Source organism: Aquimarina rhabdastrellae, assembly GCA_947387485.1.
Taxonomy (GTDB): Bacteria; Bacteroidota; Bacteroidia; order Flavobacteriales; family Flavobacteriaceae; genus Aquimarina.
In genome coordinates this window covers 83270-109836 of the sequence record CANDNT010000012.1, presented here as the reverse complement: position 1 = coordinate 109836, position 26567 = coordinate 83270, and the positions used below count along the sequence as shown (strand labels likewise).

The 26567-nt window shown below is 31.8% G+C and carries 31 protein-coding genes; 8 read left to right on the top strand and 23 right to left on the bottom strand.

The features are described from left to right. Position 1 precedes the first annotated feature (1 nt). The 10 genes from ACYEKI_RS16245 to cobW form a co-directional block, all read right to left on the bottom strand. Positions 2-715 (bottom strand): hypothetical protein, encoded by a 714-nt coding sequence (locus ACYEKI_RS16245; RefSeq protein ID WP_459212258.1) that lies wholly within the window; start codon positions 713-715, stop codon positions 2-4. After that, positions 712-1809, bottom strand: coding sequence for a cobalt-precorrin-5B (C(1))-methyltransferase (locus ACYEKI_RS16240; protein WP_459212257.1), 1098 nt, complete (start codon positions 1807-1809; stop codon positions 712-714). The genes ACYEKI_RS16245 and ACYEKI_RS16240 overlap by 4 nt, the downstream gene beginning before the upstream one ends. A 7-nt stretch (positions 1810-1816) precedes the next feature. Next, entirely contained in the window at positions 1817-2548 is a 732-nt protein-coding gene (locus ACYEKI_RS16235; protein ID WP_459212256.1) for a precorrin-6A/cobalt-precorrin-6A reductase, read from the bottom strand. A 3-nt stretch (positions 2549-2551) separates the two neighbouring features. Then, a complete protein-coding gene (gene cobM, locus ACYEKI_RS16230) occupies positions 2552-4408 on the bottom strand; it encodes a precorrin-4 C(11)-methyltransferase (RefSeq protein ID WP_459212255.1) in 1857 nt (618 codons plus the stop codon). A gap of 119 nt (positions 4409-4527) precedes the next feature. Then, positions 4528-5709: a precorrin-6y C5,15-methyltransferase (decarboxylating) subunit CbiE gene (gene cbiE / locus ACYEKI_RS16225; protein ID WP_459212254.1), complete on the bottom strand. Its 1182-nt coding sequence runs from the start codon at positions 5707-5709 to the stop codon at positions 4528-4530. Continuing rightward, on the bottom strand, positions 5710-6363 hold the full coding sequence (gene bluB / locus ACYEKI_RS16220) for a 5,6-dimethylbenzimidazole synthase (RefSeq protein ID WP_459212253.1): 654 nt from the start codon (positions 6361-6363) through the stop codon (positions 5710-5712). Between the two features lie 4 nt (positions 6364-6367). Beyond that, the gene (cobJ, locus tag ACYEKI_RS16215) at positions 6368-7732 is read right to left on the bottom strand and encodes a precorrin-3B C(17)-methyltransferase (RefSeq protein ID WP_459212252.1); all 1365 of its coding nucleotides are present in this window, start codon (positions 7730-7732) and stop codon (positions 6368-6370) included. 4 nt (positions 7733-7736) lie between these two features. Next, complete coding sequence (gene cobI / locus ACYEKI_RS16210; protein ID WP_459212251.1) at positions 7737-8429, bottom strand: precorrin-2 C(20)-methyltransferase; 693 nt, start codon at positions 8427-8429, stop codon at positions 7737-7739. 5 nt (positions 8430-8434) lie between these two features. Further along, a complete protein-coding gene (locus ACYEKI_RS16205; protein WP_459212250.1) occupies positions 8435-9019 on the bottom strand; it encodes a cob(I)yrinic acid a,c-diamide adenosyltransferase in 585 nt (194 codons plus the stop codon). Between the two features lie 32 nt (positions 9020-9051). After that, positions 9052-10149: a cobalamin biosynthesis protein CobW gene (gene cobW / locus ACYEKI_RS16200; protein WP_459212249.1), complete on the bottom strand. Its 1098-nt coding sequence runs from the start codon at positions 10147-10149 to the stop codon at positions 9052-9054. Between the two features lie 267 nt (positions 10150-10416). Between cobW and ACYEKI_RS16195 the strand changes: the two genes are divergently transcribed. From ACYEKI_RS16195 to ACYEKI_RS16180, 4 genes are all read left to right on the top strand, one after another. Further along, complete coding sequence (locus tag ACYEKI_RS16195) at positions 10417-11085, top strand: hypothetical protein (RefSeq protein ID WP_459212248.1); 669 nt, start codon at positions 10417-10419, stop codon at positions 11083-11085. Positions 11086-11107: 22 nt separating this feature from the next. Beyond that, positions 11108-11527 carry a hypothetical protein gene (locus ACYEKI_RS16190; RefSeq protein WP_459212247.1) on the top strand — a complete coding sequence of 140 codons (420 nt, stop codon included), beginning with the start codon at positions 11108-11110 and terminating at the stop codon, positions 11525-11527. A gap of 78 nt (positions 11528-11605) precedes the next feature. Continuing rightward, positions 11606-12316, top strand: a complete 711-nt coding sequence (locus ACYEKI_RS16185; protein WP_459212246.1) for a helix-turn-helix transcriptional regulator — start codon at positions 11606-11608, stop codon at positions 12314-12316. Positions 12317-12374: 58 nt separating this feature from the next. Continuing rightward, on the top strand, positions 12375-12755 hold the full coding sequence (locus ACYEKI_RS16180; protein ID WP_459212245.1) for a DUF4345 domain-containing protein: 381 nt from the start codon (positions 12375-12377) through the stop codon (positions 12753-12755). A gap of 78 nt (positions 12756-12833) precedes the next feature. Here the strand turns inward: ACYEKI_RS16180 and ACYEKI_RS16175 are convergent, their stop codons facing one another. From ACYEKI_RS16175 to ACYEKI_RS16115, 13 genes are all read right to left on the bottom strand, one after another. Continuing rightward, on the bottom strand, positions 12834-13205 hold the full coding sequence (locus tag ACYEKI_RS16175; protein WP_459212244.1) for a DUF2200 domain-containing protein: 372 nt from the start codon (positions 13203-13205) through the stop codon (positions 12834-12836). Between the two features lie 100 nt (positions 13206-13305). After that, positions 13306-13866, bottom strand: a complete 561-nt coding sequence (locus tag ACYEKI_RS16170; protein WP_459212243.1) for a hypothetical protein — start codon at positions 13864-13866, stop codon at positions 13306-13308. A gap of 50 nt (positions 13867-13916) precedes the next feature. Beyond that, on the bottom strand, positions 13917-14558 hold the full coding sequence (locus tag ACYEKI_RS16165; protein ID WP_459212242.1) for a hypothetical protein: 642 nt from the start codon (positions 14556-14558) through the stop codon (positions 13917-13919). Between the two features lie 26 nt (positions 14559-14584). Further along, positions 14585-14899: a hypothetical protein gene (locus tag ACYEKI_RS16160; protein WP_459212241.1), complete on the bottom strand. Its 315-nt coding sequence runs from the start codon at positions 14897-14899 to the stop codon at positions 14585-14587. A 10-nt stretch (positions 14900-14909) separates the two neighbouring features. Next, the gene (locus tag ACYEKI_RS16155; RefSeq protein ID WP_459212240.1) at positions 14910-15329 is read right to left on the bottom strand and encodes a hypothetical protein; all 420 of its coding nucleotides are present in this window, start codon (positions 15327-15329) and stop codon (positions 14910-14912) included. Between the two features lie 30 nt (positions 15330-15359). Continuing rightward, a complete protein-coding gene (locus ACYEKI_RS16150; protein ID WP_459212239.1) occupies positions 15360-16199 on the bottom strand; it encodes an alpha/beta hydrolase in 840 nt (279 codons plus the stop codon). Further along, entirely contained in the window at positions 16196-16693 is a 498-nt protein-coding gene (locus ACYEKI_RS16145) for a hypothetical protein (protein ID WP_459212238.1), read from the bottom strand. The genes ACYEKI_RS16150 and ACYEKI_RS16145 overlap by 4 nt, the downstream gene beginning before the upstream one ends. A 201-nt stretch (positions 16694-16894) precedes the next feature. Further along, positions 16895-17593: a hypothetical protein gene (locus tag ACYEKI_RS16140; protein ID WP_459212237.1), complete on the bottom strand. Its 699-nt coding sequence runs from the start codon at positions 17591-17593 to the stop codon at positions 16895-16897. A 4-nt stretch (positions 17594-17597) separates the two neighbouring features. Next, on the bottom strand, positions 17598-18359 hold the full coding sequence (locus tag ACYEKI_RS16135; RefSeq protein WP_459212236.1) for a sterol desaturase family protein: 762 nt from the start codon (positions 18357-18359) through the stop codon (positions 17598-17600). A gap of 112 nt (positions 18360-18471) precedes the next feature. Next, positions 18472-19233, bottom strand: a complete 762-nt coding sequence (locus tag ACYEKI_RS16130; protein WP_459212235.1) for a LytR/AlgR family response regulator transcription factor — start codon at positions 19231-19233, stop codon at positions 18472-18474. Beyond that, entirely contained in the window at positions 19230-20237 is a 1008-nt protein-coding gene (locus ACYEKI_RS16125) for a sensor histidine kinase (protein WP_459212234.1), read from the bottom strand. The genes ACYEKI_RS16130 and ACYEKI_RS16125 overlap by 4 nt, the downstream gene beginning before the upstream one ends. A 41-nt stretch (positions 20238-20278) precedes the next feature. After that, on the bottom strand, positions 20279-20908 hold the full coding sequence (locus ACYEKI_RS16120; protein WP_459212233.1) for a hypothetical protein: 630 nt from the start codon (positions 20906-20908) through the stop codon (positions 20279-20281). A gap of 4 nt (positions 20909-20912) precedes the next feature. Next, entirely contained in the window at positions 20913-21476 is a 564-nt protein-coding gene (locus ACYEKI_RS16115; protein WP_459212232.1) for a DUF6515 family protein, read from the bottom strand. Positions 21477-21795: 319 nt separating this feature from the next. On the opposite strand from ACYEKI_RS16115, the gene ACYEKI_RS16110 reads away from it, so the two are divergent. The 4 genes from ACYEKI_RS16110 (at position 21796) to ACYEKI_RS16095 (ending at position 26460) form a co-directional block, all read left to right on the top strand. Next, positions 21796-22944, top strand: a complete 1149-nt coding sequence (locus ACYEKI_RS16110; RefSeq protein WP_459212231.1) for an alpha/beta hydrolase-fold protein — start codon at positions 21796-21798, stop codon at positions 22942-22944. Positions 22945-23114: 170 nt separating this feature from the next. Then, on the top strand, positions 23115-23924 hold the full coding sequence (locus tag ACYEKI_RS16105; protein ID WP_459212230.1) for a hypothetical protein: 810 nt from the start codon (positions 23115-23117) through the stop codon (positions 23922-23924). A gap of 123 nt (positions 23925-24047) precedes the next feature. Beyond that, a complete protein-coding gene (locus tag ACYEKI_RS16100; protein ID WP_459212229.1) occupies positions 24048-24422 on the top strand; it encodes a hypothetical protein in 375 nt (124 codons plus the stop codon). A 388-nt stretch (positions 24423-24810) separates the two neighbouring features. After that, entirely contained in the window at positions 24811-26460 is a 1650-nt protein-coding gene (locus ACYEKI_RS16095; RefSeq protein ID WP_459212228.1) for a tetratricopeptide repeat protein, read from the top strand. Positions 26461-26567 lie beyond the last annotated feature (107 nt).

Here is a 26567-nt window from a genome sequence, read left to right as displayed (position 1 = left end):
ACTAAGCTGCTACTGTATTATAAAATAACATCGTACCTACGACTATCGAGATGATTCCTACTAAAGCATTCATCCATTTAAAAATAGTCATATTGCGTTCTATAAAACGACTCATCGTAAAAATAAGTACATAACTATATACTGCCATGGCTGCGATCACTCCGATTGACTCAATCACTAGAATCCATATAGCTTCAGTTACGGTACTTGCACTAATAATTAATGCAGAAGTTAAAGCACCTCCTGTTCCTGCCAAACCGTGCAACATTCCTACCCAGAAAGATCGGTTTACTGGATTCATAGCGATTTCTTCTCCTGATTTCCCATGTAAATGGATCATATTATTGATATCATGCTCATGCGGTTCTATCTTTTTATGATCTTGCATTAAGGCTTTCAATTTATGATTTCGGCGAATGGCTACAATTCCTAACCAAATCATAATTGGCCCTACGATGAGTTCTGCGAAAAAGGAAATGTTTTCTACAAAAGCCATTAAAACAGTTCTGAAGAATAAAGCTATTCCTCCAAAAAGCAATAACGTAACCGAATGCCCAAATGCCCATTGCGAAGCGATAAAGACTGTCTTAAAGTTTACCTTTTTTTTGTTAATGGCATTATCTGCTGCCAATACTGAAACTGCCGAAATATGATCAGGCTCAAAAGAATGTAATATACCTGCAATAAGAGGTCTTGTAAAGTTTATAAAACTCATGTTTTATAGTTTATAATGCGATTATCATTATTGATTAAATACAACCTAAGTTGTATGTTTGGAGCAATTTTATGACAGTGCTCAAAACATTTTTGAAGTAATTTCTGATAGAACGGTTCTTCGTCACCAAAAATAAAAATTTCCCGCAATCTACCTGCCATATTTAAACTTAAAACACGATCGGCAATTGCTTTTTCATAACCTGCTTCTAAGGCTAATTGATGAATAAATTCTTTGTTCCATGTGGTCTTATTACTATGGGTATTGGTATAGCCTTGTGCTAGCTTGGAAGCTTTCCCCAACATGATCCCCATTGCCACGCTTTTTATCTGTGGTGTTGCTTGTATTTTTTCAAAAGTTTCTTGTATCCAATTTCCGTAATGTATACATGCTGACTCTGGTATCTCTGGAAAAAGTTGCTTTAATGCTTTTTCACTTCTTCCTCCAGAATTGATCAATAATTCTTGATGCTTATTGGCTACTGCTACATCTATTCCTTGTTGTATACTTGCTATATAAGAGGCGGCCGAAAACGGAGTAACAATTCCTGTAGTTCCTAAGATTGAAATGCCTTCTAGAATCCCTAATCGACTGTTTAGAGTGCGTTTGGCAATTTTTGCTCCGTCTTTTACACTTATGGTGATGGTAACGCCTCGTTTTTCGAGATTATGATTGGCTAGTATTTTTTTGCATATCGTCTCCATCATTTTTCTAGGTACCGGATTGATTGCAGGTTCTCCTACAGCGATATCCAAACCAGGTAACGTAACCAAACCTACGCCATCTCCTCTTTTAAAAACGATAGTTCCCAAATCATTTAAACTCACGGTTGCACTAATTTCTGCATTGTGTGTTACATCTGGATCATCTCCTGCATCTTTAATCACCGAACACGTGCTTTCTTTGCTATTGAAAACACATGATTTTAATTCAAATTCGGCAGTTTTACCTATCGGTAAGGTGATCTCCACTTTTGGGATGTTTTGCTGATGTACCAACGCCAATAAAGCTGCTTTGGTACTTGCCGTTGCACAAGCTCCTGTAGTGTAGCCGCTGCGTAAAGGTTTATCAGGTATGTCTTGTAATTCACTCAACAGTAATCTAGTTTAACACCTCTATCAATTGAGGTATGGTCTGGATACAAAGATATCGTTTTGAAATTTCTGGTCTTTTGATAATGACCAAAGGTGTTTGCGTTTGTAAGGCGGCTTTTATCTTTTCTTCTAATTTCCCATTAATTCCGCTTTCTTTGGTAAGCATAACTTCTGGTCGTAGTTTTTCTATGAGTTCGATTTCTTTTTCGGCTAGCTGTGGTAATCCATATAGCAATTGTTCTTTAGGAAATCCTGCATTTGCTGCTATTGTTCTAGATACTTCTCTATCCAAAATACGAAACCAAGTTTGGTTCTTTTCCCAATACGATTTTAATTTCACTATGGTCTGTACTCCTGATAAGGCTAATAAACTTTGGTAACTATCAACCTCAAAATGAGTGATTGCTATTTCAAAATCTGACACATACGTAATCAACGGATGTTCTTTTCGCTTTGGAAAAGCACGTTCGAATCGAATCAACGGAATCTCTATACGAAGTGCTGCAATGGTTCTATGTAGATTAACTGCAAAAGGATGGGCTGCATTGATAATCTGTGTCACCTTGTTTGCTACACAAAACTCTTCGATTTCCTGAGCTTGCATAGCACCAGAAATCGCTATTCCATTTCCTTCAAAACGAACAGGTGTTTTGGTTGAATAGGTATATTGCTTTCCTAATTCGTCTAAGGTTTTGGCAACTTGTTTCCCTTCTGTAGTTCCTCCGAAAACTAAAATCATTGTTTAAGATTTTAGTGCCACTTTTTCTTTCTTTCTAAAGATATGATGCCAATTATCGTCGTATAACCAAGACCTATTTTTTCTAGCCCCTACTGCTTCTCCTACAACAATTAGAACTGTTCTGGTCAATTTGTTTTCTTTGATAATACTAGACAATTCTGTAAGTTTTCCTGTCCAAACTTGCTCATCTTCCCAGCTTACACGATACAGTACTGCTAATGGTGTATCTTCTGGATAATGTTCTAATAGTTCTCCTTGAACTTTTTTAGCAATTCCAGCACTTAAAAAAATACACATGGTCGCTCTTAGTTTTGCCATATCTGCAATCTTTTCGTGCTCTGGTGTCGGTGTATTTCCTTCTCCCCTAGTTAAAACAATAGTCTGTGCTACCTCCGGAATGGTAAATTCTGATTTAAGGTATGCAGCTGCTGCTTGAAACGATGAGATTCCCGGAACGATAAAATAGTCATATCCTTTGGCATCAAAAATAGTCATCTGTTCTTGGATGGCTCCATATATCGATGGATCACCTGAGTGTAATCTTACTATCTTTTTTCCTTGAGCATAGAAATCGTCCATGATTTGTATTTGCTCTTCTAGTGTCATAGAAGCCGAGTTACGTACCAATGCTCCTTCTTTTGCCATATGCGTTAAGGCTTCGGGTACTAAACTTCCTGCATATAAAATACAGTCTGCCTCTTCTAACAAGGCTTGTCCTTTGAGTGTGAGTAATTCTGGATCTCCAGAACCTGCTCCTACTATTGCAATACTTGCTTTACGTTCATATGTAGATGAAAGTGCTATCGCATAGGTAAATTTCTTACCCGAATCGGTATGTATTTTAGTTTTTTCGGCTAACCATGAAGTTGCGTTGGTCAACAAGGCAGCCGATGCTTCTGCTACGCCATAGACTCCTACTTTTTTCTTAACGATTTCTGATGGATTCGCTACTTGAATACTATTCAGTTCATCTGCTGTAAAAGTATGAAAAGTACGCTTGTATTTGTTGGTAAAATCAAGATAAGCTGTTTCGTCTTTTTTGATATTTGCAGACCCTAGCGCAAATACACTTTCGAAAGCAATACCTTCTTTCTCTAAACATTTTAATAATTCATTTTCAAATACTTCTGAAGGAATATCACGCGAACAACCACTACCAATTGCAATACATGGTGGGTAAAAACTCAACACAGGGATTATCGTACTGATTTTTTCGTATCCTATATAAATTATCAATTCGTATTCAGCGGTATCGACAGTATCTATGTCATAATGTATTGTAACAAAATCTGGAAGTGTTTTTTCCATCATTTCGGTTCCTTTGTCCTTTACTTTTAAGACCAAAGCTGTTGGTTTTCTATTTACAAATAGTGAAATGATTTGGTTTAACGTAATAGATGCGTTTTGTTTCCAATTATATTTTGTTGCCAGAGTATCCAAACTCCATAGTTGCTGTAAATCACTCGAAGTAGAAATCACAGCTTGTAATTGTAGTATTCTACTTATTTGCACCGTTAATTCGTTGGCTTGCCCTATATGTCCGCTCAATACAGATTGAGCAAACTTACCTTGTTCATCTATATTGATCACCGCAGGGTCAGTATGTTTGTCGTTGATAAAAGAAGCTATGCTACGTACACAAATACCTAAGGCTCCTATAAAAATCCATGCATCGTATTTCTGAAAATTATCTGCTAATAGTTCATTTACGGAAGTTATATGTCGTACATCTTTTTGTTCTTCGATAGTTCTTGTCGTAAAGATTCGACTTCTATAAAATTCGCTTTGCAGTGTTTTCGCAATAGTAAGTCCATTGTCTGTAAAACTTATAATGGCAATTTTTAATACAGCTTCTTTCACAATTTATTTTTTTAGGGTCGGTACTGCTATCTTTTAGGTCTTATCAATAGACAAACAAAGATACAATCCCTCTTATTTTTTCTTTTATTTTATAATGGATATTCGTTACCAAATATCGTTTATGGTTTTATGGCTTTTAAGAGTCTAATAGGATTGTGCATATTGAGTACCATCGTCATTTCTTCTTCTAGTTGCCATCCTAAAGTAGCACTTACCTTCTTAAAAGTTCGATAGCTTTGTTCTTGTACAGCATTGATCACCATACGAGTTCCTGAAGCTACCAATTGGTCTATTTTATTTAATAATTCTTCTAGTTTGCCTCCATGCCCTCCTATAAAAACAGCATCTGGCATGGGTAATACTTCTACCTCTTGCGTAAAGAAATCTCCCATCAACTTCGTTATTCCGGGTACTCCAAAACGTTTCTGATTGGTCTCTATAATTTCCTCACATACTGTTCTTTTTTCAAAAGCAACAACTGCTAAGGATGGATTTCTAAGTTTTGCTTCTATGCTTACTGCTCCTGTACAAAAACCAATATCCCAAAATACTTTTGTTCGCTCAATTTCTAATAGATGTAAGGTAGTGAGTCTGATCGGTAATTTGGTAATCATATTGGGTCTTCCGTCTAATCCTTTAAAAGATTGGTCTGGTATGCCAAAAGGAATATGTCTATGTGTTATTTTATGTAATAGTATACAGTTTAGTTTATAGAACTCTTTTGTTGTAGCTTCTGCTAAAGTCAAGCGTTGAATACATTCTTGACTTCCTCCTAAATCTTCGCCTATAGTGATTTCGTAATTATCATATCCATAGTGTAACAATCGCTCGGCTATGGTTTTAGGATTTTTATGACCATCCGTAAGCACTCCGATTAAGGGTAATTGTGCTATGATGGCTTTATCCAAGGCTTCCCATGTTCTACCGTGCACACTCACTGTTACCAATTCGTTACTATTGGTATTGGTGGCATTGGCCAAAACTTGAATAGCACTAAATGCTGGATAACTATATATTTTTGCTTGAGGAAACTTCTTTTGTAAAGTATTTGAAATCCCATAAAACAATGGATTTCCCGAAGCAAAAACAACGATAGGTGTGTTTTGTTCTTTATAGGCTGCATATACTGCATTCATTCCTCCAGAAATCGAAATCCATTCGTGTGCTTCAGGCAAGAGCTCTTTCACTAAGCGATAGTGACGTTCTCCTCCACTAAAAACCTTAGTGTTGGCGATCAAAGCTTCTTGTTCTTTAGAAAGCTCAGGAGTTTTATTAGGTATGCCTAGTACGTAAAACGTCATCTAATACTTTTCTTGTATAATTACCTCATCGGCTTGTTTGCGTTGTTCCCATTTTTTGATTTCCAATTCGGGTTGGTTATAAAACATATCGGTATATCCCAGACACAAATAGCCTATCAATTCATTTTCTGCTGGAGCATTAAGGATTTGTTTTACTTTTTGAGGGTCGAGTATACTTACCCAGCCCAGTCCTACATTGAGAGCACGCGCCATAAGCCACATATTTTGTATGGCACAGACTACGCTATATTTTCCCATATTAGGCATACTTGTTTGTCCTAATACGGGTTCGTTTTTAGGTTTATAAAAGACCGCAATATTAATAGGCGCCTCTACAATACCTTCTAATTTTAATTGTATGTATTCTTTTTGTTTTTCGTCTGCAAATTGAACGACTGCTTTTTGGGTTTCTTCAGAAAACGTAGCTTTTACAGCTTGTTTGGTCGCTTCATCTTTTATCAACACAAACTCCCAAGGTTGGGAAAACCCTACAGAAGGTGCAGATAGTGCTGCTTGCAATATCTTTTCAATCACTTCATCAGTTACTGGTGTTTTTAGAAATCTATTTCCTCTTACATCTCTACGATGCAACAATATTTCTTCTAATAATTGTTGTTCGTCTGTTGTAAAAACACGTTGTTCTTCTCCACTCATTTGATTACAATTCTAAGGTTTCTGCTTCTCCCCATGTAAATGCTGCATTGACCAATGCGGCTGCAAAATTACTTCCTCCTCTGCGTTCTTTAACGATCGCATACGGCGTATTGGCTAACATCTTTAAGCGTTCTTTGGATTCTATTACATTGATAAATCCTACTGGAGCACCTATGATTCCGATTGGATTTAGCGTTCCTTCATATACTTGATCTGCAATTTCGATCAAGGCTGTTGGTGCATTTCCTATCACAAACAAGGCTTCGGGATATTGTTGTGCTGCTAGTTTGATGCCTGCTTGAGATCTCGTTAGGTTTTCTTCTTTCGCCAATTGCAAAGTAGCTTCATCATTGAGCATACATACTACTTTATTCCCATAGGCTTTTACAAAAGTTTTGGTAATTCCTGATTGTACCATCGTTACATCAGTAACAATCGTTCCGCCTTTACTCAAGTATTCATGCCATGTTTTGATGGCATTTTTAGTTGTTTCTACATACTTGATATACTCTTTATCTCCCGATGTATGGATACAGCGAATCGCTGCCCATAGTTGGTCTTTTTCTAGCTGATGTGCTGGTAAATCGGCTAAGATTTCTTTAAAACTCGCTTCTTGGATTTCGATGCCTGTATGTGGTTTTCGATCCAAATATCCTCTAGGTGTAATTAAATTGTCTTTGTATCTAAAAGTTTGACTATTACCAATCAATACCACACTAAACATATCTACTTGCTCTGGATCTAGATCTGCCAAAGTCGTTATCGTAATTTGCTCTTCTGTACGCCCTAACTGCTTACAGATGGCTACTGGTGTCGTTCCTCCTCTATGCTTTAAGTATATGTCTTTTAAGGCTTGTAACTGCCAATATCTCTTTTTACTTTTTGGATTGTACAATCCTGTTACAAAGTCTCCTTGAGCAGCTGCTGTAATACGCTTTTCGATCGTTGTCCACGGAGTCATTAAATCGGATAAAGAAATACAACAGAAATCATGTCCTAAGATGGCGCCTAATTTGCTCCCTGCTGTTATAAATGCTGAAATTCCTGGAACGGTTTCTACTGGTATGTCTAAGTCTTGTTCTGCTACTTTTTGATATACAATCGAAGCCATGGCATAGATACTTGCATCTCCAGAACCGATCACGACTACATTTTCTCCTCTAGAGGCGTGTTCTATAGCGATTTCTGCTCTTTTCTCCTCCTGGCTCAATTCTTTACCAATACATACTATATCTGGCGTGATTAAGTGTTCTATAAACTGGAAATAATAATGATATCCTATGATCACCGTAGCTTCTGTAATGGCTTGGGATGCCATAGGAATTATATAGTCTTGATGTCCTGGTCCTAGACCAACAACTTTAATCATGCGCTTACTTTTTAATAATCAATAACGAAAAATATGGTATCTCTCTTTCTGCTATTTCATGCAAATCTGTAGTGATATATTCTTCTGTTGTTCCTAATCGTTCGCAATAATAAAAATTCCATTGCTGTTGCTTCAATTCTTCGTACATTTTTTTCCATCTTGTTCTAATTTTCATTAGAATTAAGGTATCAAATGTATCGAAATGTGTTTGTATTTCGGCCACTGAAGAAACTCTAGGTAATATGGCTAACTTCTCATTCCATAAACTCAACGAAATTTGATGCTGTGCACTTCCCAAACTAAAGGAATTGATTCCCGGAATTAAACTTACGGGTAATGCTTCTTCTTGCAGTTGTGCTAGAATATATGAAAATGAAGCATATAAACTGATATCTCCTTCGCAAACGATGCTTATTTTTTTGCCTTGCTCGTGCAAGGTCTTGATTTGAGCCACCGTATCTTTATAGATTTGATTGACTTGGGTTCTATCTGTTGACATTTCTAGATAGAACCCAATCAAATCTTTATCTTCTAATTGGTGGTGCTGCAATAGTGGATATACGTAGCTTTTTTTGATGCCTTTGTTAATCGATCCTGGATAGAAAATCACATCGGATTCTTTAAGGATACGTAAGGCTTTTAGGGTCATCAATTCTGGATCACCTGGCCCTAATGCTACTCCATAAATTTTATGCACAATGCTTAACTTTTTTTCTTTTTACGTTTGTATAAAAACAATTGCCATTTTTCTTCTGCAACTCCTTTTTTATCCATTTCTGCTCGTGACATGGTAAAAAACAGATCTGATAATCTGTTGATATATGCCATCACATAGTCTTCTACACTTTCTGGATCGTGTCGCATTAAGGTTACTAATGTACGTTCTCCTCTTCTTATCTGTGTTCTACATACGTGACATAAAGCCGATATTTCGTTTCCTCCCGGTAAGATAAAATAATCTGAAGGCGAACTGATATTATCTTCTAATTCGTCTAACCATTTTTCGCAAAACTCGGCACCGTCTATAGGTTTAGGATTTGTGTTTTCTTTTTTGGAATCTGAGGGTCTAGCTAAATGCGACATCATATCCATCATGTCTTTTTGGATACGGTGTAAGTTGGCTTGCCATTCGTGTGTTTCTCCTAATTTTGCTCTTAGCAATCCTATCGTAGAATTCACTTCGTCCAAAGTTCCGATACATTCTATTCTAGGAGAATCTTTGTAGTCTCTTTTACCTCCAAAAACTCCTGTTTTTCCGGTATCTCCTTTTCTTGTATATATTTTCATCTCAATACTGATTTTGAATTCTTAATACGCGATTATGCCGTAACGGTTAATTGCGCTTCTATATACTTAAGGATGCTTGCTTCTTCTAATTTTTCACCGATAATCACCAAGCGTGTAGCTCGTAATTCTCCTTCTTTCCATTTTCTATCAAAATAGTTTTCGAATCGATTGGCAACTCCTTGTACAATCATACGCATAGGTTTTCCTGGTACTTCTATGATTCCCTTTATTCTGTATACTTCAAAATCGGCTACCATTTTTTCTAAAACTTTGATCAATGCTTTAGGAGTATGTGGTGCTTCTACAGTGATCACGATAGAATTAATGGTTTCGTCATGGTCATGATCGTGCGGGTGATCGTGGTCATGGTCGTGATCATGATGATGATGATGATGGTGATGTGCTTCGTGGTGTGAGTGTTTTTGATCTATATAATCTTCAGACTTGGCTCCTATTCCTAATAAAACATCTACAGGAATATCTCCTTTTACAGCCGAAATCAATTTGATTTGTGATCCTACTTTATTTTGAATAATACCACTTACTTCTTTGTATTTTTCTTCGTCGATTAAATCTGACTTCGTCATGATGATTAAATCTGCGCATGACAATTGATCTTCAAATAACTCTTCGATAGACGATTCATGATCTAGGCTATCATCTTCTAAACGTTGTGCTTGTACACGTGCTCGATCACAAATCTCACCAGTTGCTTGTCCTACACTGTCTACCACCGTTACTACAGCATCTACAGTAATTTGCGGTTTAAGATCTGGCCAATTAAACGCTTTTACTAATGGTTTAGGCAATGCCAAACCAGAAGTTTCTATGATGATATGATCTATCTGATCTTTACGCTCCATCAATTCTAGCATGGTAGGTAAAAACTCCTCTTGTACTGTACAACACAGACATCCATTGCTAAGTTCTAATATATTTTCTTCATCGCATCCACAATCATTTCCTTTAAGGATTTCTCCATCCATGCCTAGCTCACCAAACTCGTTAACGATGATGGCTAAACGTCTTCCGTTAGCATTTTTTGCAATTTGATGTATTAATGTAGTTTTTCCTGACCCTAAAAAACCAGTGATGATGGTTACGGGGATTTTATGTGTGTGAATTGCCATTGTTTCTTATCTGTATTTTCTCTCAAAGGTATCAAAATATAGTTTGTTTTAATATTAGGTAGCTATTTTTTAACAAGGAGGTTTTACTTGAATAAAAAGAAGGTATTTTTTTGAAAATTTCTAAAGACGGTTACGGTACAAGTAGATTTATTATTGTTAAATTACAATGATAATGTAGATAATTTTAATTTATAGGGTTATCATAAATTTTATACTCCCATTCTTTAATAATCCAACTTTTAATAGTAATTATAAAATAAATTAAAAATGAACGATAAAAGTTTAATAATAGGTACTGATTCTAATAATAAAGAAATTGATATTGAAACTCTTGAAAAATGGATACAAGATATTGAGTTGAATAAAGAAAAAATTGCTGATATGGTATATTTTAGACTTTTTAATAGATACTTAAAACCATTTGACTTTAAAAATCTAGATTATACGAAAAATTATAAAAATGGATTTGCTATAATGGCAAATTGTTGTTTATTAATTGAGACTTATATTTCTTTTACAGTAAAAGAGTTTATCAATACTCATAATAAAAGTGAAAGATGTTTTGGATATTTTTTTGTTACAGAATCAAAATTTAGTGTTTTCGCAAGTGGAGGATTAAAACCTGAACAATATATTGATCTATCTACTAACTTTAGAAATAAAGGAAAAGGAATTCCTAAGGAATTTTACAGTTATGTAAGATGTGGAATACTTCATAATGGAGAGACAAGAAAGTCATGGAGAATTAGAAGAGATACTTCTTCTAGTCTATTACAGATTTCAAATAATTCCAAAATAATTCAAGCAAATGCATTTTTATTAGCAATGATAGAAGTTTTAAAGGAATATAGAAAACGTTTAAAATCATCAGCTCCAGATTCTGAATTATGGACTGTTTGTATAACTCGATTAAAAGATTTAATTAAAAACTCATAAACCAAACCTTCAACCAAAAACAATGAAAACCGATCAATCAAAACATCATCTCTGTATAGCGGCTATTAAAAGGAGTACTTTTAAACCTTATGATTATAAACTAACACGGTTTTATGAAGCAAATATTGAGTTTTTACATGCTGATATAGTCCTATCATTATCAGAAAACGAATTGATCATTTGTGCTACTATTATCGATAGGCAGAATTATAGCATTTTGACCACTCAAAAGTTAGTTACTCGTATTGATGGTCAAATTTCCATTGGAAATCTGATTGATGCTAAAGATAAAGGATATGGACTTTTTAAAGCTACTCAAAAAGAGTTTACTTTTGGTTCTATTACACTTAAAGATGGTCGTGATTTCAAGTATTTTATAGAAACAGGAAAAGCTTCTATGATTATGATTTATGGGGTAAGAACTTTACTTTCTATTCAATAACTGTTTGTTATACATATTGAGAATATTACTTAAGTTTGCAATCAACAAAACGCTAAAATCGTACATAATTCTTGTTAAATGGAAGAAAAGGAAAAACCAAGACTTGCGAGATTAACGGCGATATTGACGCAATTACAATCCAAAAGAATTGTTACTGCTAAACAACTTGCTAAGCGGCATGAGGTAAGTGTTCGAACTATTTATCGTGATATTCGTACGCTTGAAAAATCTGGTATTCCGATCATCATCGAAGAAGGTAAAGGCTATGCTATTATGGAAGGGTATCATCTCCCTCCTGTTGTTTTTTCTGAGGATGAAGCAAATGCTTTGATTACCATTGAGCAATTGGTTCTTAAAAATAAGGATCAGTCTTTGGTCGAAAATGTGTCTAGTGCTTTAGAAAAAATCAAAGCGATTCTACGCTATTCCCAAAAAGGAAATGCCGATTTGTTGGCGGATCGGATCTATTTTGGTGGCAATAATAAGGAAGAGAAAACAAGCAATAACTTAATGAAGATACAGTCGGCTATTACTCAATATCAAGTAGTAGAAATCAACTATCTGTCTTCTCAAGAACAAGAGACTGTACGTACTATTGAACCTTTTGCTATTTATAGCATTCACGGCAATTTCTTATTGGTCGCTTTTTGTCGATTGCGTAATGAATTTAGAAATTTTAGAATTGACTTTATCAAAAAGCTACAGCCTTTAGAAGAGACTTTTCCGCCTCATCATATGACGATCAAGGAGTATTTTGAAAAATATATTAAGGATCAAAAACACCCCTGACATACCTTTGTCTCACGCCACTTCTAGATTTGCATTGTTATTCATTAAAACAATTACAATGGAAATTATCAAAATCGTAATCTTATCGTTATCAAGTCTTTTATTAATCTATGTAGGACTAATGCGACTGAGCAATCCTATGAAAACGTATTTAAAAAACTCTGGTATTACTTTGTCCAAAGATGCTAGTTTACTTAACGAAATTAGAGGTATGAGTGCTGTAATGCTGAGTGCGGGTATTCTTGCATTATTAGGAATTGTATTCACCCCGTTAACTTTTACCTCTCATGTAGTTGCTGCACTTATCTTTTTAGGTTTTGCCATTGGTAGATTGATAAGTTTAAAAGCAGACGGAACTCCTAGTAAGCAAATTACACAGGGTATTGTATTCGAACTTGTTTTGGGTACTGCTAATATTCTTTGTTTAATGAGTTTATAATTTATCTTTAACATATAGAAATCAACAAGACCACTCAACAGAATTGTTAAGTGGTCTTGTTCGTGTTCTTTTAATGGTTTATTTCTTTTCGACTCTTAAGATTTTGTCCATTTTGCGCCCTTTGGCCAATTCGTCAATCAATTTGTCTAGATAGCGTGTTTGTCGTGTAAGTTCGTTATCGATCTCTTCGATTCGGTAGCCACAGATAACTCCCCTGATTAACTGTGCGTTAGGATGCAAAGTTGCTTGTTCAAAAAAGGTTTTAAACGTCACTTTTTGTTCGATTAATTCTTGGATTCGGCTTTCGTCATATCCAGTCAACCATTCGATCACCTGATGGAGTTCTTCTTTGGTTCTTCCGTTTTTAACAATTCTATTTAGATAGTGCGGATATATAGATCCAAAGATCATCTTTGCTATTCGTTCGTTATGCTCTTTTGTTACTTTCATTTTGTTTTCCCTTTAACTGTACACTACTTAAAGATACTTATATTCTATGGATTGTTTTGTATGGAATTGTATGGCTAAAAAGTTTTCAACTCTTTTTTGATTAGTACTCTGTATTGTATTCTCTTATCCAACTTTCTGAAAGTTCTTTATTCCAATATTTTAAATCTTTGTCACCAATATTTACTTGATTGTATGTTTTATCCAGCGGCTCTGGATATTGTTTACTAAACATATAATGCTCTGCTATAGTGTCTTTTCTTTTTAATTGAATCGGTGGATCGTTTTTAAAATCAAATACTTTTTCTGTTACTACATATATAAAATTATCATGATTTCCGTTCAAAGATTCCCATTGTGATTGATATACTTTTTGGATACCATTATCTTGATCTAACAAATAACAGGTATGGGTATATCCATATTCACCATACGAACTTGAATCGATTACTACGGCTTTTTCTACTGTTGTATATTTGGTTATGGTACCTTCATAATCTCCACTACTATATTGATGCGTTTTATCGATCTTCATGGATTTGAGGTTAAAATCTCCAAATCTAGCTATCGTCAAATTATGGGTTGTTTTTTCGTTATCTGAATTTGATTTTTTACACGAAAAAACAATTAGACTACAAAGAATCCCTAGGATAACTTTATTCATATATTTTTTAGCTTTTGTTATTGGTTAACACATAAACTTAAAATACTTCATCAAATTTTATTTTGATATATCTTTTTGAGAAAATCATCAAAATTTTGACTAACTAATTCTATGAAGCATTCATATCTAATAGTTTTATAATATTCTTCGTCTGTTATGTCTTCATTTTCCTCTAATACTTCTTCCATTCTGAAGCTTTCTTTCATCGCTTTTTGCCCGCTCCAAACAACTATTTGAGGTCTTGATTCACCTGGTATATAGAAAAAACAAAGTAAATCAACATTAGCCTTTGAAAGCTCCATTTCGTCCGGATGGTGACTGCCATAATATAAAGATGCAAACGGAATCAATCTTTCTCCATCTATAAAACTTCTTAACGTAATACTATCTTCATCAATTAAAGTATAGATACTACTATCAATTCTAGCGTCTCTATCATTGAACTTTGATTGAATTATCGGTAATGGTAATTGTGATTTTTCATCTACGATAGTCAAAAAGCGTCCAATTTTATATACGTTCCCTTTTTCAGATTTAAATTCTAAAGCTATAGGGATCGTTCCATGATATTTTTTTATAAAACTCAGAAAGGATGTATCCAATTCGTTTTTATGTTTTTCTATCCAATCTAAAACCCTAGTATCAATTTCTCCTGCATAGGTTTCTGGAACTATTCTAATATTATTATTCATTTTTGATATAAAATCTAATATTGTTTTTAATTAAAAGCTTTATATATATCCAAAAAATTAGCGATAATCAATGAGATAAAAAGACTTACTATTCCAATATTTAATATTAATCCTATTATTTTTTTTGATGTATTAGGCTCTTTTATTCCTTTTAGAGATTTTATTAACCCAATTATTCCCATATAACCTATTAGTATCGTCAGAAATCCAATTAATAATAATGAAAAAGAAAACTTCAGTGTATTTATAACAGCAGTAATCATTATTAATACTAAAATCATCAAAAAACTTATAACCCCATATTTAAATCCATTATGTGATTTTACATTTCTTTTAATCATTATTCATTTTTTAGTATTCTTCATTTAATGATTTTTGCAACCTCCAGTCTGCAACTTTTCTGATTCTTATCATTCTATCAGCTAATTCTGGATTGTATGAACATCTAGCTTTATCAAACCCTATCCAATTAGGAAAATATTTTTTAGCCATTTTAAAAATCTGTTTATCAAAATTTTTAGAGTGTATAAATCCAACATCATTTGTAGGCCCTACAACTAATTTCATCCTATGATGAATTACATAGTTAAATGCACTAGCAAAACTATGCTTAGCTCCCCATAATCCTTCATCTTCCCATATAAATGCTCCTGAGAGCACTTCATATTCCATTTTTGGATTCTCGATTTTTGATGTTGTAGGTAACTTATTCTTATTGATCAAGAATAACCTCCATATCCATATTTTTAAGAACAAATTTTTTATAAACATCAATATTTAATTTTGATTAATACAGCTGCTTTATTTCTGTTTTTTCTTTTTGGACTTAAATATTTTTTCAAAAGCATTATATACAGCTATATGTAAAGCATCTCCATGAGTTTTATCTTCCATAAACTCATAAAACAACTTAGTATTCTCTTTTTTATTTTCTTTTAGCTTATTGTACAATTCTTTGGCAGTTCTTTCCATTACTTCACCTTCTTTTCCACCTGCTATGTATATAGCTTTTTTAGTATGATATGTGCTCAATTCTATATCTAATAACTTTTCTTCATCCCACCATAAACTAGGACTTACAATGATATAATTGTCAAAAAGATCTGGTTTTTTAAAAAGTATTTCTGTTACTAATAATCCTCCAAATGATTGTCCGATAATAGTTTTGGTTGTAGTTATTCTATATGTTGTATCTATAAATGGTTGTAACTCGTTCTTGATAAAGTTTATAAAATGTGCTGATTTTCCCGAAGTCGGAAATTCTTCTTGATCTCGTTTATATTGAGAAGGGTACGTAAAATCTCTTTTTCGATCTACATTAGCAATTCCAACAACAATAGATTCTGGAAGCATGTTTATCCAAGAAAAAGAGCCAAATTGAACTATTCCAGATATATGTATAAAATCCTCATCTTTAGAACCATCTAATACATAAATCACTGGGTATTTTTTGGATTTTTCTTTAGTATAACTCAGCGGTAAATAAACATTTAACGTTCTGTTTTCGTTTAATATTTCTGATTTAATTGTAATGGTCTTACCTATTGAAAATTCAGTTTCACTAATTTTATGAGGTATTCCTTGTCCATATGACACTGTGATTATGAATAATAAAGTCCAAAATATTATAAGCTGTTTCATGTTTTGATTGGTTTTGATAATTTATTCATATTCTCCCAAAATAGCAATTGAAGTTTGCCTTTATATCTAATTAAAATAATGTGAACGTTTTTATAATCAAAGATCAAAATATCTTCTCTCTTTATTTTTTTTAAAATGTCATATTCGGTTTTTCTTGATAAGCTAAGATATAACTCTTCTGGAATAGGTTTAAATTTTTGATATAAAGAATCTACAATCATTTTAAATGCTTTATCAGAGTATGCAAAATCTCCTCCGTTAATGGTATTGTTTTCTAAAATTCTAGCTACAATTCGTTTTCTATAATCTTTTCCATCTTTTGTTTGAATAGGATATATCAGTTTTGTTAATTGAATTGGATCCTTTGCTAAACTAGCTGCTTGAATTTCCTGAAGATATGTTTTGATATTTTTTAATTCTTTTTTACTGTATTCTTGAGCCATTAAATTGCTCATTGATACCGTAAGGAATATGACTAAAAATATTTTTTTCATAATATTATTTAACTGATTCTTATGATATTTACAAAACTAATTGGTTTTTAATAGATTTCAAATTACTTGTAATACTCTAGTTACACATCTTTTTTATGTTTGAACTCGACATATTTTTGAGCATAGAAAAACAGAGCTAAGTTTTACAACTTAACTCCGTTCTTATCTAATTAACCTAACATTACACTATTTCTTTCTTTTTTAGAACTTTTCATAACGTTCTCTTCTATCGTCTCTACGCTCTCTTTTGTCTTCTCTTTTTTCTCTTTTATCTTCTCTTAATTCTTCTCTAGTTTCATCAATATCAGCCACCATAGTCGCTATAAATTTTGCCACAATATTTTTATTAATTTCTTTTTTAAGATCCTTATCTACAACATTTATACTTGTTATTTTTAATCTTTCATATAATGCTCTTTGGTTAGTAAGCCTTCTATTTATTTCTTCTAGATCTCGCTGATCATCTCTTTTATCTCTTCTATCATCTCTAGTATTATGTCTATCTCTAGCTATATCTTTATGGTCATCATCACTTCCTGTGTATTGTCTTCTGTTTCTTCGATTTTCGCGGCGATCTGTTCTAATTTCTTGTTCGCTTTGTTTTACTTCAATTTTAGCACTATGTAGTTTTGCTTCTGTTTGCCAAAGTTCTCTCTTCATACTAGCTACCAACTTTGTCTTTAATCTTTTTACTTCTTTATCATTTCGATTATCTAACGCTGTTTTCAGCGCTTCGGCATTAACTCTAAATACTGCTAATTCTTTGGTATCTCGATCTAACAAAGCTTTATCTATTCTTATCTGATTTCGATCTTGTCTTATTTCTTTTGTATTTTGAGCCATAAGTGTTGTTCCTATACACCATATGCTCATTGTTAAAATTATTGTAAGTGATTTCATCTTTTTATTTCTTAAGTATTGTTTTTGAATATTCTATTATAGGTTTAAAAATGATTACCAACGGATTGTGTCCTATAAATCCTGTTGTAACTCCGTATTGCACTTTCTTTGTTTCTGGTACATAGGTTCCAAAAACTCTATCCCATAGAATGAGCATTCCTCCATAATTTTTATCTAGATATTCTTGATTAGAACCGTGATGTACTCTATGTGCAGATGGTGTATTTAAAAACAAACCTTCTAAGAATCCTAATTTCCCTATAGCCTCTGTATGCAATATAAATTGGTATATTAAGCTTATCGCCAAACTCATTGATATGATAATAGGAGAAAAACCTAAAATGACTAATGGAATGTAAAACAACACACTAGTGAATTTCCCGATCCAATTTAAACGTCCTGCTGCAGTAAGATTAAACCACATACTAGAGTGATGTGTATGATGAATTGCCCATAAAAAGGGAATCTCATGACTCCATCTATGATACCAATAGTACACCATTTCTACAATTAAGAATGTAAGTATTACTGTATAGACATTGGTAGGAATCGTAAATATTTTAATCGGTTCGACCATTTCAAATAAAAACAATCCCCATGCTATAGAAATTGGTTTTAGTATTCTTCCTATAATAATGATTATGAAATTTGAAATAGAATCTTTGAGGTTATAGCTTCCTGTTTTGGTTAGTATCGACCAGATGATCTCTATAAAAATGAGACTGATAAATATGATAAAAAATAGTTCGCCGTATGCTGTATCCATAATACTTTTCTTTGATTTACATTTCAAAAGTATTGTAGATATCAGCTGTTTCTGTAATAATGAATGTTAAGCGTCCTAATTGATAGGTGAAATGTCTTTGGCTTTAACTCAACTAAAAATCATTCATCCAACTTTTAAGCTGTGGAGCTTTTGCTTTACTAATTACAATCTGTTCTTTGGGCTTAGGATTTATGTTGAGAATCAATTTTCCGTTAAAATACAATTGTAAATTTTCTATTGCCTCTCGTCCTATTATAAATTGTCTATTGGCTCTAAAGAAATGTGCTGGATTTAATTCGCTTTCGAGCTCTTCTAATTTCTTATCCAGAATATAACTCTTATTCGCTTTGGTTACTACTTTTACTATACCTGAATCAATTGTAGCATAGGCAATTTCGCTTACTTGTAACGGAATTAAAGTATCTCTTTGTTGTACTAAGTATGCATTTTTATAGTTTTTTTGTTCTCCTTTTAAAAGCTTAAGCATTTCTTGAAACTGTACTGCTACTGGTTCTTCTTGCTGAGTTCCTTTATATTTATCAATAGCCTGTTTAAGTTCGTCTTCGTCTATGGGTTTTAATAAGTAATCAACACTATTTACTTTAAATGCTTTGATTGCATATTGATCATATGCTGTAGTAAATATCACAGGTGTTTGTACTTGAACTTGCTCAAATATTTCAAAAGAAATACCATCTGCCAGATGGATATCCATAAATACTAATTCTATTACTATTTCTTCTTTAAAAAAAGCTACGGCTTCTTTTATAGTATCAATAACCTTGACAATTTCGATAGAGGTATCAATGCTTTTTAGGAAATAACTTAAATTTTCTGCAGCAGCTTGTTCATCTTCTATGATAAGTACTTTCATGATATTGGTAGTTTAACAATGAAACAATCTTCGTCTTTTTTAAGAGTAATTTCTTTATTTAATACTAATTTAAACCTGTTATTTAAGTTACTTAATCCAGTATGGGTACTTTGTATTTGTCCTATCTTCTCTTGTATTTTATTTTTTACAATAAGATTACGTTCGTCGTTATATATAGTTACTACTAAAGGTTTATTTGATGAAATTTCATTGTGTTTTACTGCATTTTCTACCAATAGTTGTAAAGCCAATGACGGAATTTTCTTTTGAAATAAAATTTTATCTATTGCTATATTTATTTTAAAGTTCTCTCGATATCGCTGCTCTATCAAATAAACATAACTTTCTAAAAACTTTAATTCTTCTTCTATACTTACAAGATCTCTTTCTTTACTCTGCAATATATACCGATAAAGCACTGAGAGTTTATTGATAAATTTCCCTGCTGCTTTTTGATCTTCTCTAACTAACAAACTCAAGGAATTTAATGAATTGAATAAAAAATGTGGATTCAATTGATTTTTTAATACTTGTAACTCGTTTTGTAGGTTTTGTTGTTTGAGTTGCTCTTTTTCTATAGCATCTAATTTTGCTTGATTATTAAGCTTAATTGTTGTACTTATAACTAGTAACATGATCATGATAAAGAGATGTACAAAGATGTTTAATCTAGGGTATAAGGTTGATGACCCTCCCGAATTAACAATTACATCAAATATTCTAAATCCTGTTACCCACAAAAAGACCATTAAAATGCTTATTGCGCAAGATTTGATAAAAATTCGCTTTTTAAACCAATTTTGTCCCCATTCTATATTTACTTTGAGTATAATAAAACAAAATCCAAAAAGTGATATAATTCTAAATATGGTGTCTGTTATCGATATTTCTAAAAATATATTTACCACCATGTCAGTATTCCCAAATAGGAATACTATTCGAGGTATATTTACCAATAAAGAAAAGCTTATTGATACAATTGTAATAAGTTTATTGTTATTCATAAGCAGAAAAGCTTGCATAGCAAGCTTCTTTTTTTATTTATTTAATTTTTCTTTTTACGTTGTTCTTTCATCTTCTTTTGGACTTCTTTTTGTATATCTAAATATACTTCATATTGATGAGAAGACAATAGCGTTTTCATTTCTCTATTCTTATTCTTTTGTATCTCTTTATATGCTCTATATTTACTAAATCTCGATTGTGAACTATTTTTTAAGCTTCTTAGTTGCGTTCCATATTTTTTGGATATCTCAAAAAATGGATCTCTTTGATGTTCTTCTAAGGCTAATCGTTCTATGTATTCCGAAAATTCACCAGTATAATTTGCTTTGACTACTTGTTGTCTTTCCTTTTTAAATTCTAAATAAACCTCGTATTGTTCTTTTGATAATACTTGCTGTAATCTTGTATCCTTACTATGCTGAATCTTTTGAATTTCTCTAATTTTATCTGCTTTAGACAATCCGCTATCTTTGATCATCTTCATTTGATTAGCGTGATCCTTTACAGTAGTTTCATATACCGTTTTTTGTTCATCTGTAAGATTTAATTTTTCAAAATATATTTTTAATTGTTCTTCTGCTTGTTGTTTTTGTTCTGCAGTAATGTTTTTTTCTTGAGCTATTGCTGTTATACCTATCAAGAACATCATTATCATAACTATATTCTTCATCTGTTTATTCTTTTATATCACCTACAACTTTAAATGCTTTTCCTTCTGGTGTAATGACTACTTTATATAATTTATCATCATATTCATAATAACTCTCATTGTCTATATCTACTTGTTCTGCTTCTTCTGGCAAGTCATATACTATGATATTATCTGGTGCTTCAACTACTTTATATCCATTATCTATTTCGATATAATATGTTCCGTTATAATAAAAATATGGTGTTCCTGCTATTATAATTCTTCTATATCCTATAGGCAATACGGCTACTCTTATTCCTCTAGGAGCTGTTACCACTACATATTTCCCTCCATAATATCTATAATAAACACCATTATAGTAATGATAGTTTAATCCATTTCTTTTGATTACGACTGTTGTAGCTGGCAGTACTCTTACTGCTCTTACTACAGGAACGGGTCTTCTATAAACTACTGCTGGTCCTGTTGTTCTCACCACCGTTCTATGGGGAGTTCTTACTACAACTCTTCTTTGTGCTTCTGTTATTTGTGTTATCATCATAATTCCTATAACACTCATTATTCTTATTAACTGTATTGCTTTCATTTTTAGCTTTTTTTACTTTCTACACTACAAATGTATTTAGCAATACAAAGCTCTTTTTGGGATTTATAATGAAGTGACCAAAATTAAAGGTGAAACAACTTTTTCTGTATTTCAACTTGAATAGCTATTTTATTTTTTTAATCGCTATACTTTATTATCGAAATAAAAACAAACTATAACTTGTAATAATATTTGTTATTTTTAATTCCACTTAAAAGAATTCTAGCCTTAGTACACTCAGGATTTTATTGTAAAAATTTGTTTTATGCCAAAACACTCTATTCTTACATCAATCCACTTTAAAATATTAAAAATCATCATGAAAAAAAGACACTTCTTAACAAAAACATTTATTTTCATTACGCTATGTTTTATAAGTATAGGATTATCTATAGCACAGGAGAACAATTCTATTAGTATAGGAATTAATCATACAATTCAGTCTTCAATACTAAATCAAGATAGAACGATTCAAATTTATGTACCCGATAGTTATTCTGATTCCACACAAGAATATCCTGTACTATATATTTTGGATGGACAATGGTATTTCTTAAGTGGTGTAGCAGTTCATACCGCGATGAAAACGCCTCGATCTATTCCAGAAATGATTGTTGTAGGTATTAATACTAGTAATCCATTAAGGAGAAGATTATTTGGCGATGAAAACAAAAAGTTTACTAATTTTTTAGTTAATGAAGTTATTCATTATATAGATTCAAACTACAGAACAAATAACCATCGTGTTGTTTTTGGATGGGAATCCGCGGCTTATTATTTAAGTAATTTAATACTACAACAAAGTGAAATTTTTGATGGAGTCATCATAACCGATGGAGGTTATGCTTCAGAGGACAAAGTAAAAGGATTTACATCACAAAAAGATGTATACCTATTCATGGCCAATTCTAAAAAGGATATTTACTATATTAATTCTACAGATGCGTTTAACAAAGTGCTTAAAGATAACGCTCCACAAAATCTTATTTGGAACTATAGTTTATTTAATGACGAAGTGCACGAATCTCTTGGTCATCTGGCTCTTTATAAAGGATTGAAATATTTTTATCACAATTATAATTCTCCAGTATTTGAAAGCATACAACAGTATATTGATTTAGGTGGAATGAATTACTTAACCAACTATTTTGAAAAACGGTCAGAACGATTTGGTATGGATAAGCAAATAGACAACAGCACAAAAGATGCTTTAATCTGGTTAGCCTGGAAAAGAAACAACTTTAAGTATTTTACGCATTTTATGACAGAATTTGAAGATGTTTTAACAACACAAAGATATGCTTCAGCTTATTGGCAAAATCGTTTCGGTCAATTTTATTTAAAGCATAATGATTATAAAAATGCCATTAAATACTTTAAAGCAGGTCTTACAAAATATCCAAACTCACAGTTTGAAGAAAAAATGCAAAAAGGGCTTATTAATGCAAAAAATGGAAAGATTGATTAAAATTGACTATATCAAACGTTTATTAATAGATATCTTTTACTAATTATGCACAAAAGTAATTTCAATAAAAGATGATTCATTCTTAAAAGAGAAGATTATCAAACTAGAAAAGAAATAAAAATGAAACTCAACAACGATAATCACATATATAAAAACAAATCAATAGTTAAATGGCATTTGGAGAAATAGTATTTTATACAGTTATTGGATTATTTGTTTTTTATGTTTTTTCAAAGCTCCATAGATTCATTTTTAAAGGAACCAACGAAGAACAAGAGTATCACAAGAAATTAAAAGAAAGCTTAGCCGATGAATTTATAATTGACCCCGAAACTGGAGCAAAACTCACATTGGAGCAAGCAGAATCTGGACATTGGATAGCTCACGATAACGAATTTAATACTATCTCAGAATACGAAATAGATAAATTATTTACAGAAGAACAAAAAAATGCTGAAAGAGGAATTAACTATCTTAAGGAACAAATCGAATATAGAAAACAAAATTTGAATGATCACCAGATTCAAATTTTAGAAAAAACTAAAATCTTATCAAAATATGATGATTGGAGTTATTCGAATTCATTTAAAATAACATATTGCGATGGTTTTATATTTCTTCCTGCCGTTAGATTAAATGGACATAGTTATTATGAAAATGATTATCATGAATCTCAAATTATGTTTTGGTTAAAACTTAATATTGATTTAGGACATTATTACTTGAGAGAAAAATCTAAAACTGAAAAAATATTTGAGTTAATAAATAGTGATGATAATTTCAAATTGAACAATTATGAATTATTCACATTTAAGAAAACAGAAAATATAATCCTTTTAACTAACATCTTGAAAAAAATTGAAAACGAAAAAGGCTTAGAAATAGAGTTTTTTGAGAATAACTTATTCATTAAAAATACAAAATTTATCAATACAGTCGATATTTTTAGAATTGAAAACATAGTAAAAAACATATGCTAACATATATAATCAAATTAATTCAGTATTATTTCTTTACTTTGCTCTGATCATAAATTTTAGCATTGATTTATCACAAACTATTGGCTACGATTCTTAAATTAATAGCTATAAGTAATTTTCAAAATGAGAAAACTGTTAATATTCGGATTACTATTTTTAACTTTAATTTCTTGTCAATACTTAAATCAATTAAATTCAGATAATTCTCATACAGAAAAAAATGTAAAAAGAGTTCCTGTAATTCCAGAAAATGCATTTTTGGCTGGAAAAGAAGATAAATTAAATTGGTTTTTAATCAATTCCATTCACAATCATAAAAACAATGCTCAAATTTCAATTTACGATTATAACACAGGGGAATTAATCATAAACAAAAGATTTCTAAAAATTTGTCCAATAGATGAAATGAAATTTATAGAAGATTTAAAAGAAGAAATAGACTTTTATGATGGAGAGAAAATCCAACTAAAAGATAATTGTTATTTACAAGCGAATTAAAAACTAATTATAACAAAGAATAAATAATATTAAACGGATTGTTTATTCAAAATTTTAGTAACAAATGAAGATGAGTGATATTTTTATAACTTACACAGTTTATGAGATACTACCCTCAAATCTATAACTACTACTTAACTAAGGTTTCCATCTACTACTCCTTTCTCAAAAAGCCATACAATTTTAAGATATATCACACTCTTATTGAAATAAAATACTATCAAAACAACAACTATAAATACTCAAATAGCCATCGTCAATTTGTTTAAGGTCTTTTTTGTTTTTAGTTAATTCATTTCATTTTTCCCTCAATTCATTTTATAGCTATTTCTAAAATTCTACCCTCAAGATATTTTTGGCATGTTATTAATCTAAAATACTATGTCTTATGAAAAATATACTTTTTATTTCTTTATTATTCGTAGCTTCAACATTCTTTGCACAGGAAAAATTAACTTCAAAACAATGGCAAGAAGATCTACACTATTTACAAAAAATAATACATAAAGACTATTCACATCTTTTTGTAAAAACAACAAAACAAGATTTTGATAATCAAGTTGAAACACTTTATAATAACATTCCTAACTTAAAAACACATCAAATACGTGTGGGATTAACACGCATCGTATCTCAATTTAAATATGGACATACACAGATTCCCTATAGCACAACGGTTAAGAATGGAATTTTACCAATCAACCTATATCAATTTGATGATGACATCTATATTGAAGGTGTTCAAAAAGATCAAAAAAAGGCTTTAGGAGCAAAAATCTTGAAGATAGGCGATACCCCTATAGATAAAGCTTTAACATTAATCTATCCTGTAGTTCCTGTTGAAAACGAACAATATTTTAAGGCATATGGACTACGTTTTTTATTATCACCAGAAGTATTACACACCCAAGGTGTTATTCCAGAACTTACAGAAACGGTTACATTAACTCTAGAAAAAGAAGGAAAAGTTTTTACACATAACTTTAAAACTATCGATATAAAAGATAAACCTAGAACTTTCAATTTTACATTACCAACAAAAGAATGGCTTACTGCACGAAATACAGAAACCACTCCCCTATATCTAAAACATTTTGATGAAAAACTGTTTTATTTTGAATATCTAGAAGAGTTAAAAACACTCTATGTAAGACAAAGTTCAGTATTTGATGATGCTAATGAAACCTTGAAACAATTTTATAAACGCTTGTTTAAATTTATTGATACACACAATGTAGAAAAGCTAGTCTATGATGTTCGCTTAAATGGGGGAGGTAATAATTACAACAATCTTCCATTAATAAAAGGCTTGATAGCTAGACCAAAAATTAATAAAAAAGGAAGTTTTTATCTTATTATCGGGCGCGAAACTTATTCGGCATGTCAAAATTTAACCAATGAAATTACAAGATATACAGAAGCTATTTTGGTAGGTGAGCCTACTTCAGAAAATATCAATTTCTATGGAGACGCACGACCAGTAGAACTACCAAATAGTAAGATTACAGCTTATTTATCCTATTTATGGTGGCAGGATATGCCTGCTTTAGAAAATGCAGATTGGACCACACCTAGTATTCCTGTTTCTATGAGTTTTGATCAATATATAAATAATGAAGATCCTGTCTTAGAAGCTGCGCTAAATTTTAATGCAGAAGGATTTGAACCTAAGCCAATGCGATATATTGTAGATTTATTTATATCTGGACAAACACAAAAAATGATAACAGAACTTGATAAAATGATCAAAGACCCAAGATATGCTTTTTTTGACTTTGAAACCGAATTAAACAAAGTTGGAAACATTTTATTACAAACAGGTCGTAAACCTCAAATTCAAGCCTCAGTTCAAGTATTTTCAATGATCGCAAAGCTTTTTCCTAATTCGGCAATTACTTATAAAAATTTAAGTCAATCATATTTACAATTAGGTAATACCCAAAAAGCAAAAGAATTACTCCATAAAACAATTGCTTTAGGTCATAATGGAGAACTAAGTCAAGCTGCTAAGGCTCTTTTATCAGAAATAGCTAATTAATGAGTTTCGATTGCCCCTTAACTTCTTAAAAAAATACGTCAATAACCGCTTACTAATATATCTAATAAAAAAGGTGTTCAATAGTTTAATTGAACACCTTTTTTGTT

Coding starts and splice junctions, on each gene's coding strand:
- ACYEKI_RS16165 (WP_459212242.1), bottom strand. CDS start 14,558: ATGAATAATAATATTAGAATAGTTCCAGAAACCTATGCAGGAGAAATT.
- ACYEKI_RS16095 (WP_459212228.1), top strand. CDS start 24,811: ATGAAAAATATACTTTTTATTTCTTTATTATTCGTAGCTTCAACATTC.
- ACYEKI_RS16100 (WP_459212229.1), top strand. CDS start 24,048: ATGAGAAAACTGTTAATATTCGGATTACTATTTTTAACTTTAATTTCT.
- ACYEKI_RS16155 (WP_459212240.1), bottom strand. CDS start 15,329: ATGTTTATAAAAAATTTGTTCTTAAAAATATGGATATGGAGGTTATTC.
- ACYEKI_RS16175 (WP_459212244.1), bottom strand. CDS start 13,205: ATGAAAGTAACAAAAGAGCATAACGAACGAATAGCAAAGATGATCTTT.
- ACYEKI_RS16205 (WP_459212250.1), bottom strand. CDS start 9,019: ATGAAAATATATACAAGAAAAGGAGATACCGGAAAAACAGGAGTTTTT.
- ACYEKI_RS16115 (WP_459212232.1), bottom strand. CDS start 21,476: ATGAAAGCAATACAGTTAATAAGAATAATGAGTGTTATAGGAATTATG.
- cobW (WP_459212249.1), bottom strand. CDS start 10,149: ATGGCAATTCACACACATAAAATCCCCGTAACCATCATCACTGGTTTT.
- cbiE (WP_459212254.1), bottom strand. CDS start 5,709: ATGACGTTTTACGTACTAGGCATACCTAATAAAACTCCTGAGCTTTCT.
- ACYEKI_RS16150 (WP_459212239.1), bottom strand. CDS start 16,199: ATGAAACAGCTTATAATATTTTGGACTTTATTATTCATAATCACAGTG.
- ACYEKI_RS16125 (WP_459212234.1), bottom strand. CDS start 20,237: ATGAATAACAATAAACTTATTACAATTGTATCAATAAGCTTTTCTTTA.
- ACYEKI_RS16195 (WP_459212248.1), top strand. CDS start 10,417: ATGAACGATAAAAGTTTAATAATAGGTACTGATTCTAATAATAAAGAA.
- ACYEKI_RS16185 (WP_459212246.1), top strand. CDS start 11,606: ATGGAAGAAAAGGAAAAACCAAGACTTGCGAGATTAACGGCGATATTG.
- ACYEKI_RS16235 (WP_459212256.1), bottom strand. CDS start 2,548: ATGATTTTAGTTTTCGGAGGAACTACAGAAGGGAAACAAGTTGCCAAA.
- cobJ (WP_459212252.1), bottom strand. CDS start 7,732: ATGATTAAAGTTGTTGGTCTAGGACCAGGACATCAAGACTATATAATT.
- ACYEKI_RS16245 (WP_459212258.1), bottom strand. CDS start 715: ATGAGTTTTATAAACTTTACAAGACCTCTTATTGCAGGTATATTACAT.
- ACYEKI_RS16110 (WP_459212231.1), top strand. CDS start 21,796: ATGAAAAAAAGACACTTCTTAACAAAAACATTTATTTTCATTACGCTA.
- ACYEKI_RS16170 (WP_459212243.1), bottom strand. CDS start 13,866: ATGAATAAAGTTATCCTAGGGATTCTTTGTAGTCTAATTGTTTTTTCG.
- ACYEKI_RS16190 (WP_459212247.1), top strand. CDS start 11,108: ATGAAAACCGATCAATCAAAACATCATCTCTGTATAGCGGCTATTAAA.
- ACYEKI_RS16135 (WP_459212236.1), bottom strand. CDS start 18,359: ATGGATACAGCATACGGCGAACTATTTTTTATCATATTTATCAGTCTC.
- ACYEKI_RS16130 (WP_459212235.1), bottom strand. CDS start 19,233: ATGAAAGTACTTATCATAGAAGATGAACAAGCTGCTGCAGAAAATTTA.
- ACYEKI_RS16140 (WP_459212237.1), bottom strand. CDS start 17,593: ATGAAATCACTTACAATAATTTTAACAATGAGCATATGGTGTATAGGA.
- bluB (WP_459212253.1), bottom strand. CDS start 6,363: ATGAGTGGAGAAGAACAACGTGTTTTTACAACAGACGAACAACAATTA.
- ACYEKI_RS16145 (WP_459212238.1), bottom strand. CDS start 16,693: ATGAAAAAAATATTTTTAGTCATATTCCTTACGGTATCAATGAGCAAT.
- ACYEKI_RS16120 (WP_459212233.1), bottom strand. CDS start 20,908: ATGAAGAATATAGTTATGATAATGATGTTCTTGATAGGTATAACAGCA.
- ACYEKI_RS16105 (WP_459212230.1), top strand. CDS start 23,115: ATGGCATTTGGAGAAATAGTATTTTATACAGTTATTGGATTATTTGTT.
- ACYEKI_RS16180 (WP_459212245.1), top strand. CDS start 12,375: ATGGAAATTATCAAAATCGTAATCTTATCGTTATCAAGTCTTTTATTA.
- ACYEKI_RS16160 (WP_459212241.1), bottom strand. CDS start 14,899: ATGATTAAAAGAAATGTAAAATCACATAATGGATTTAAATATGGGGTT.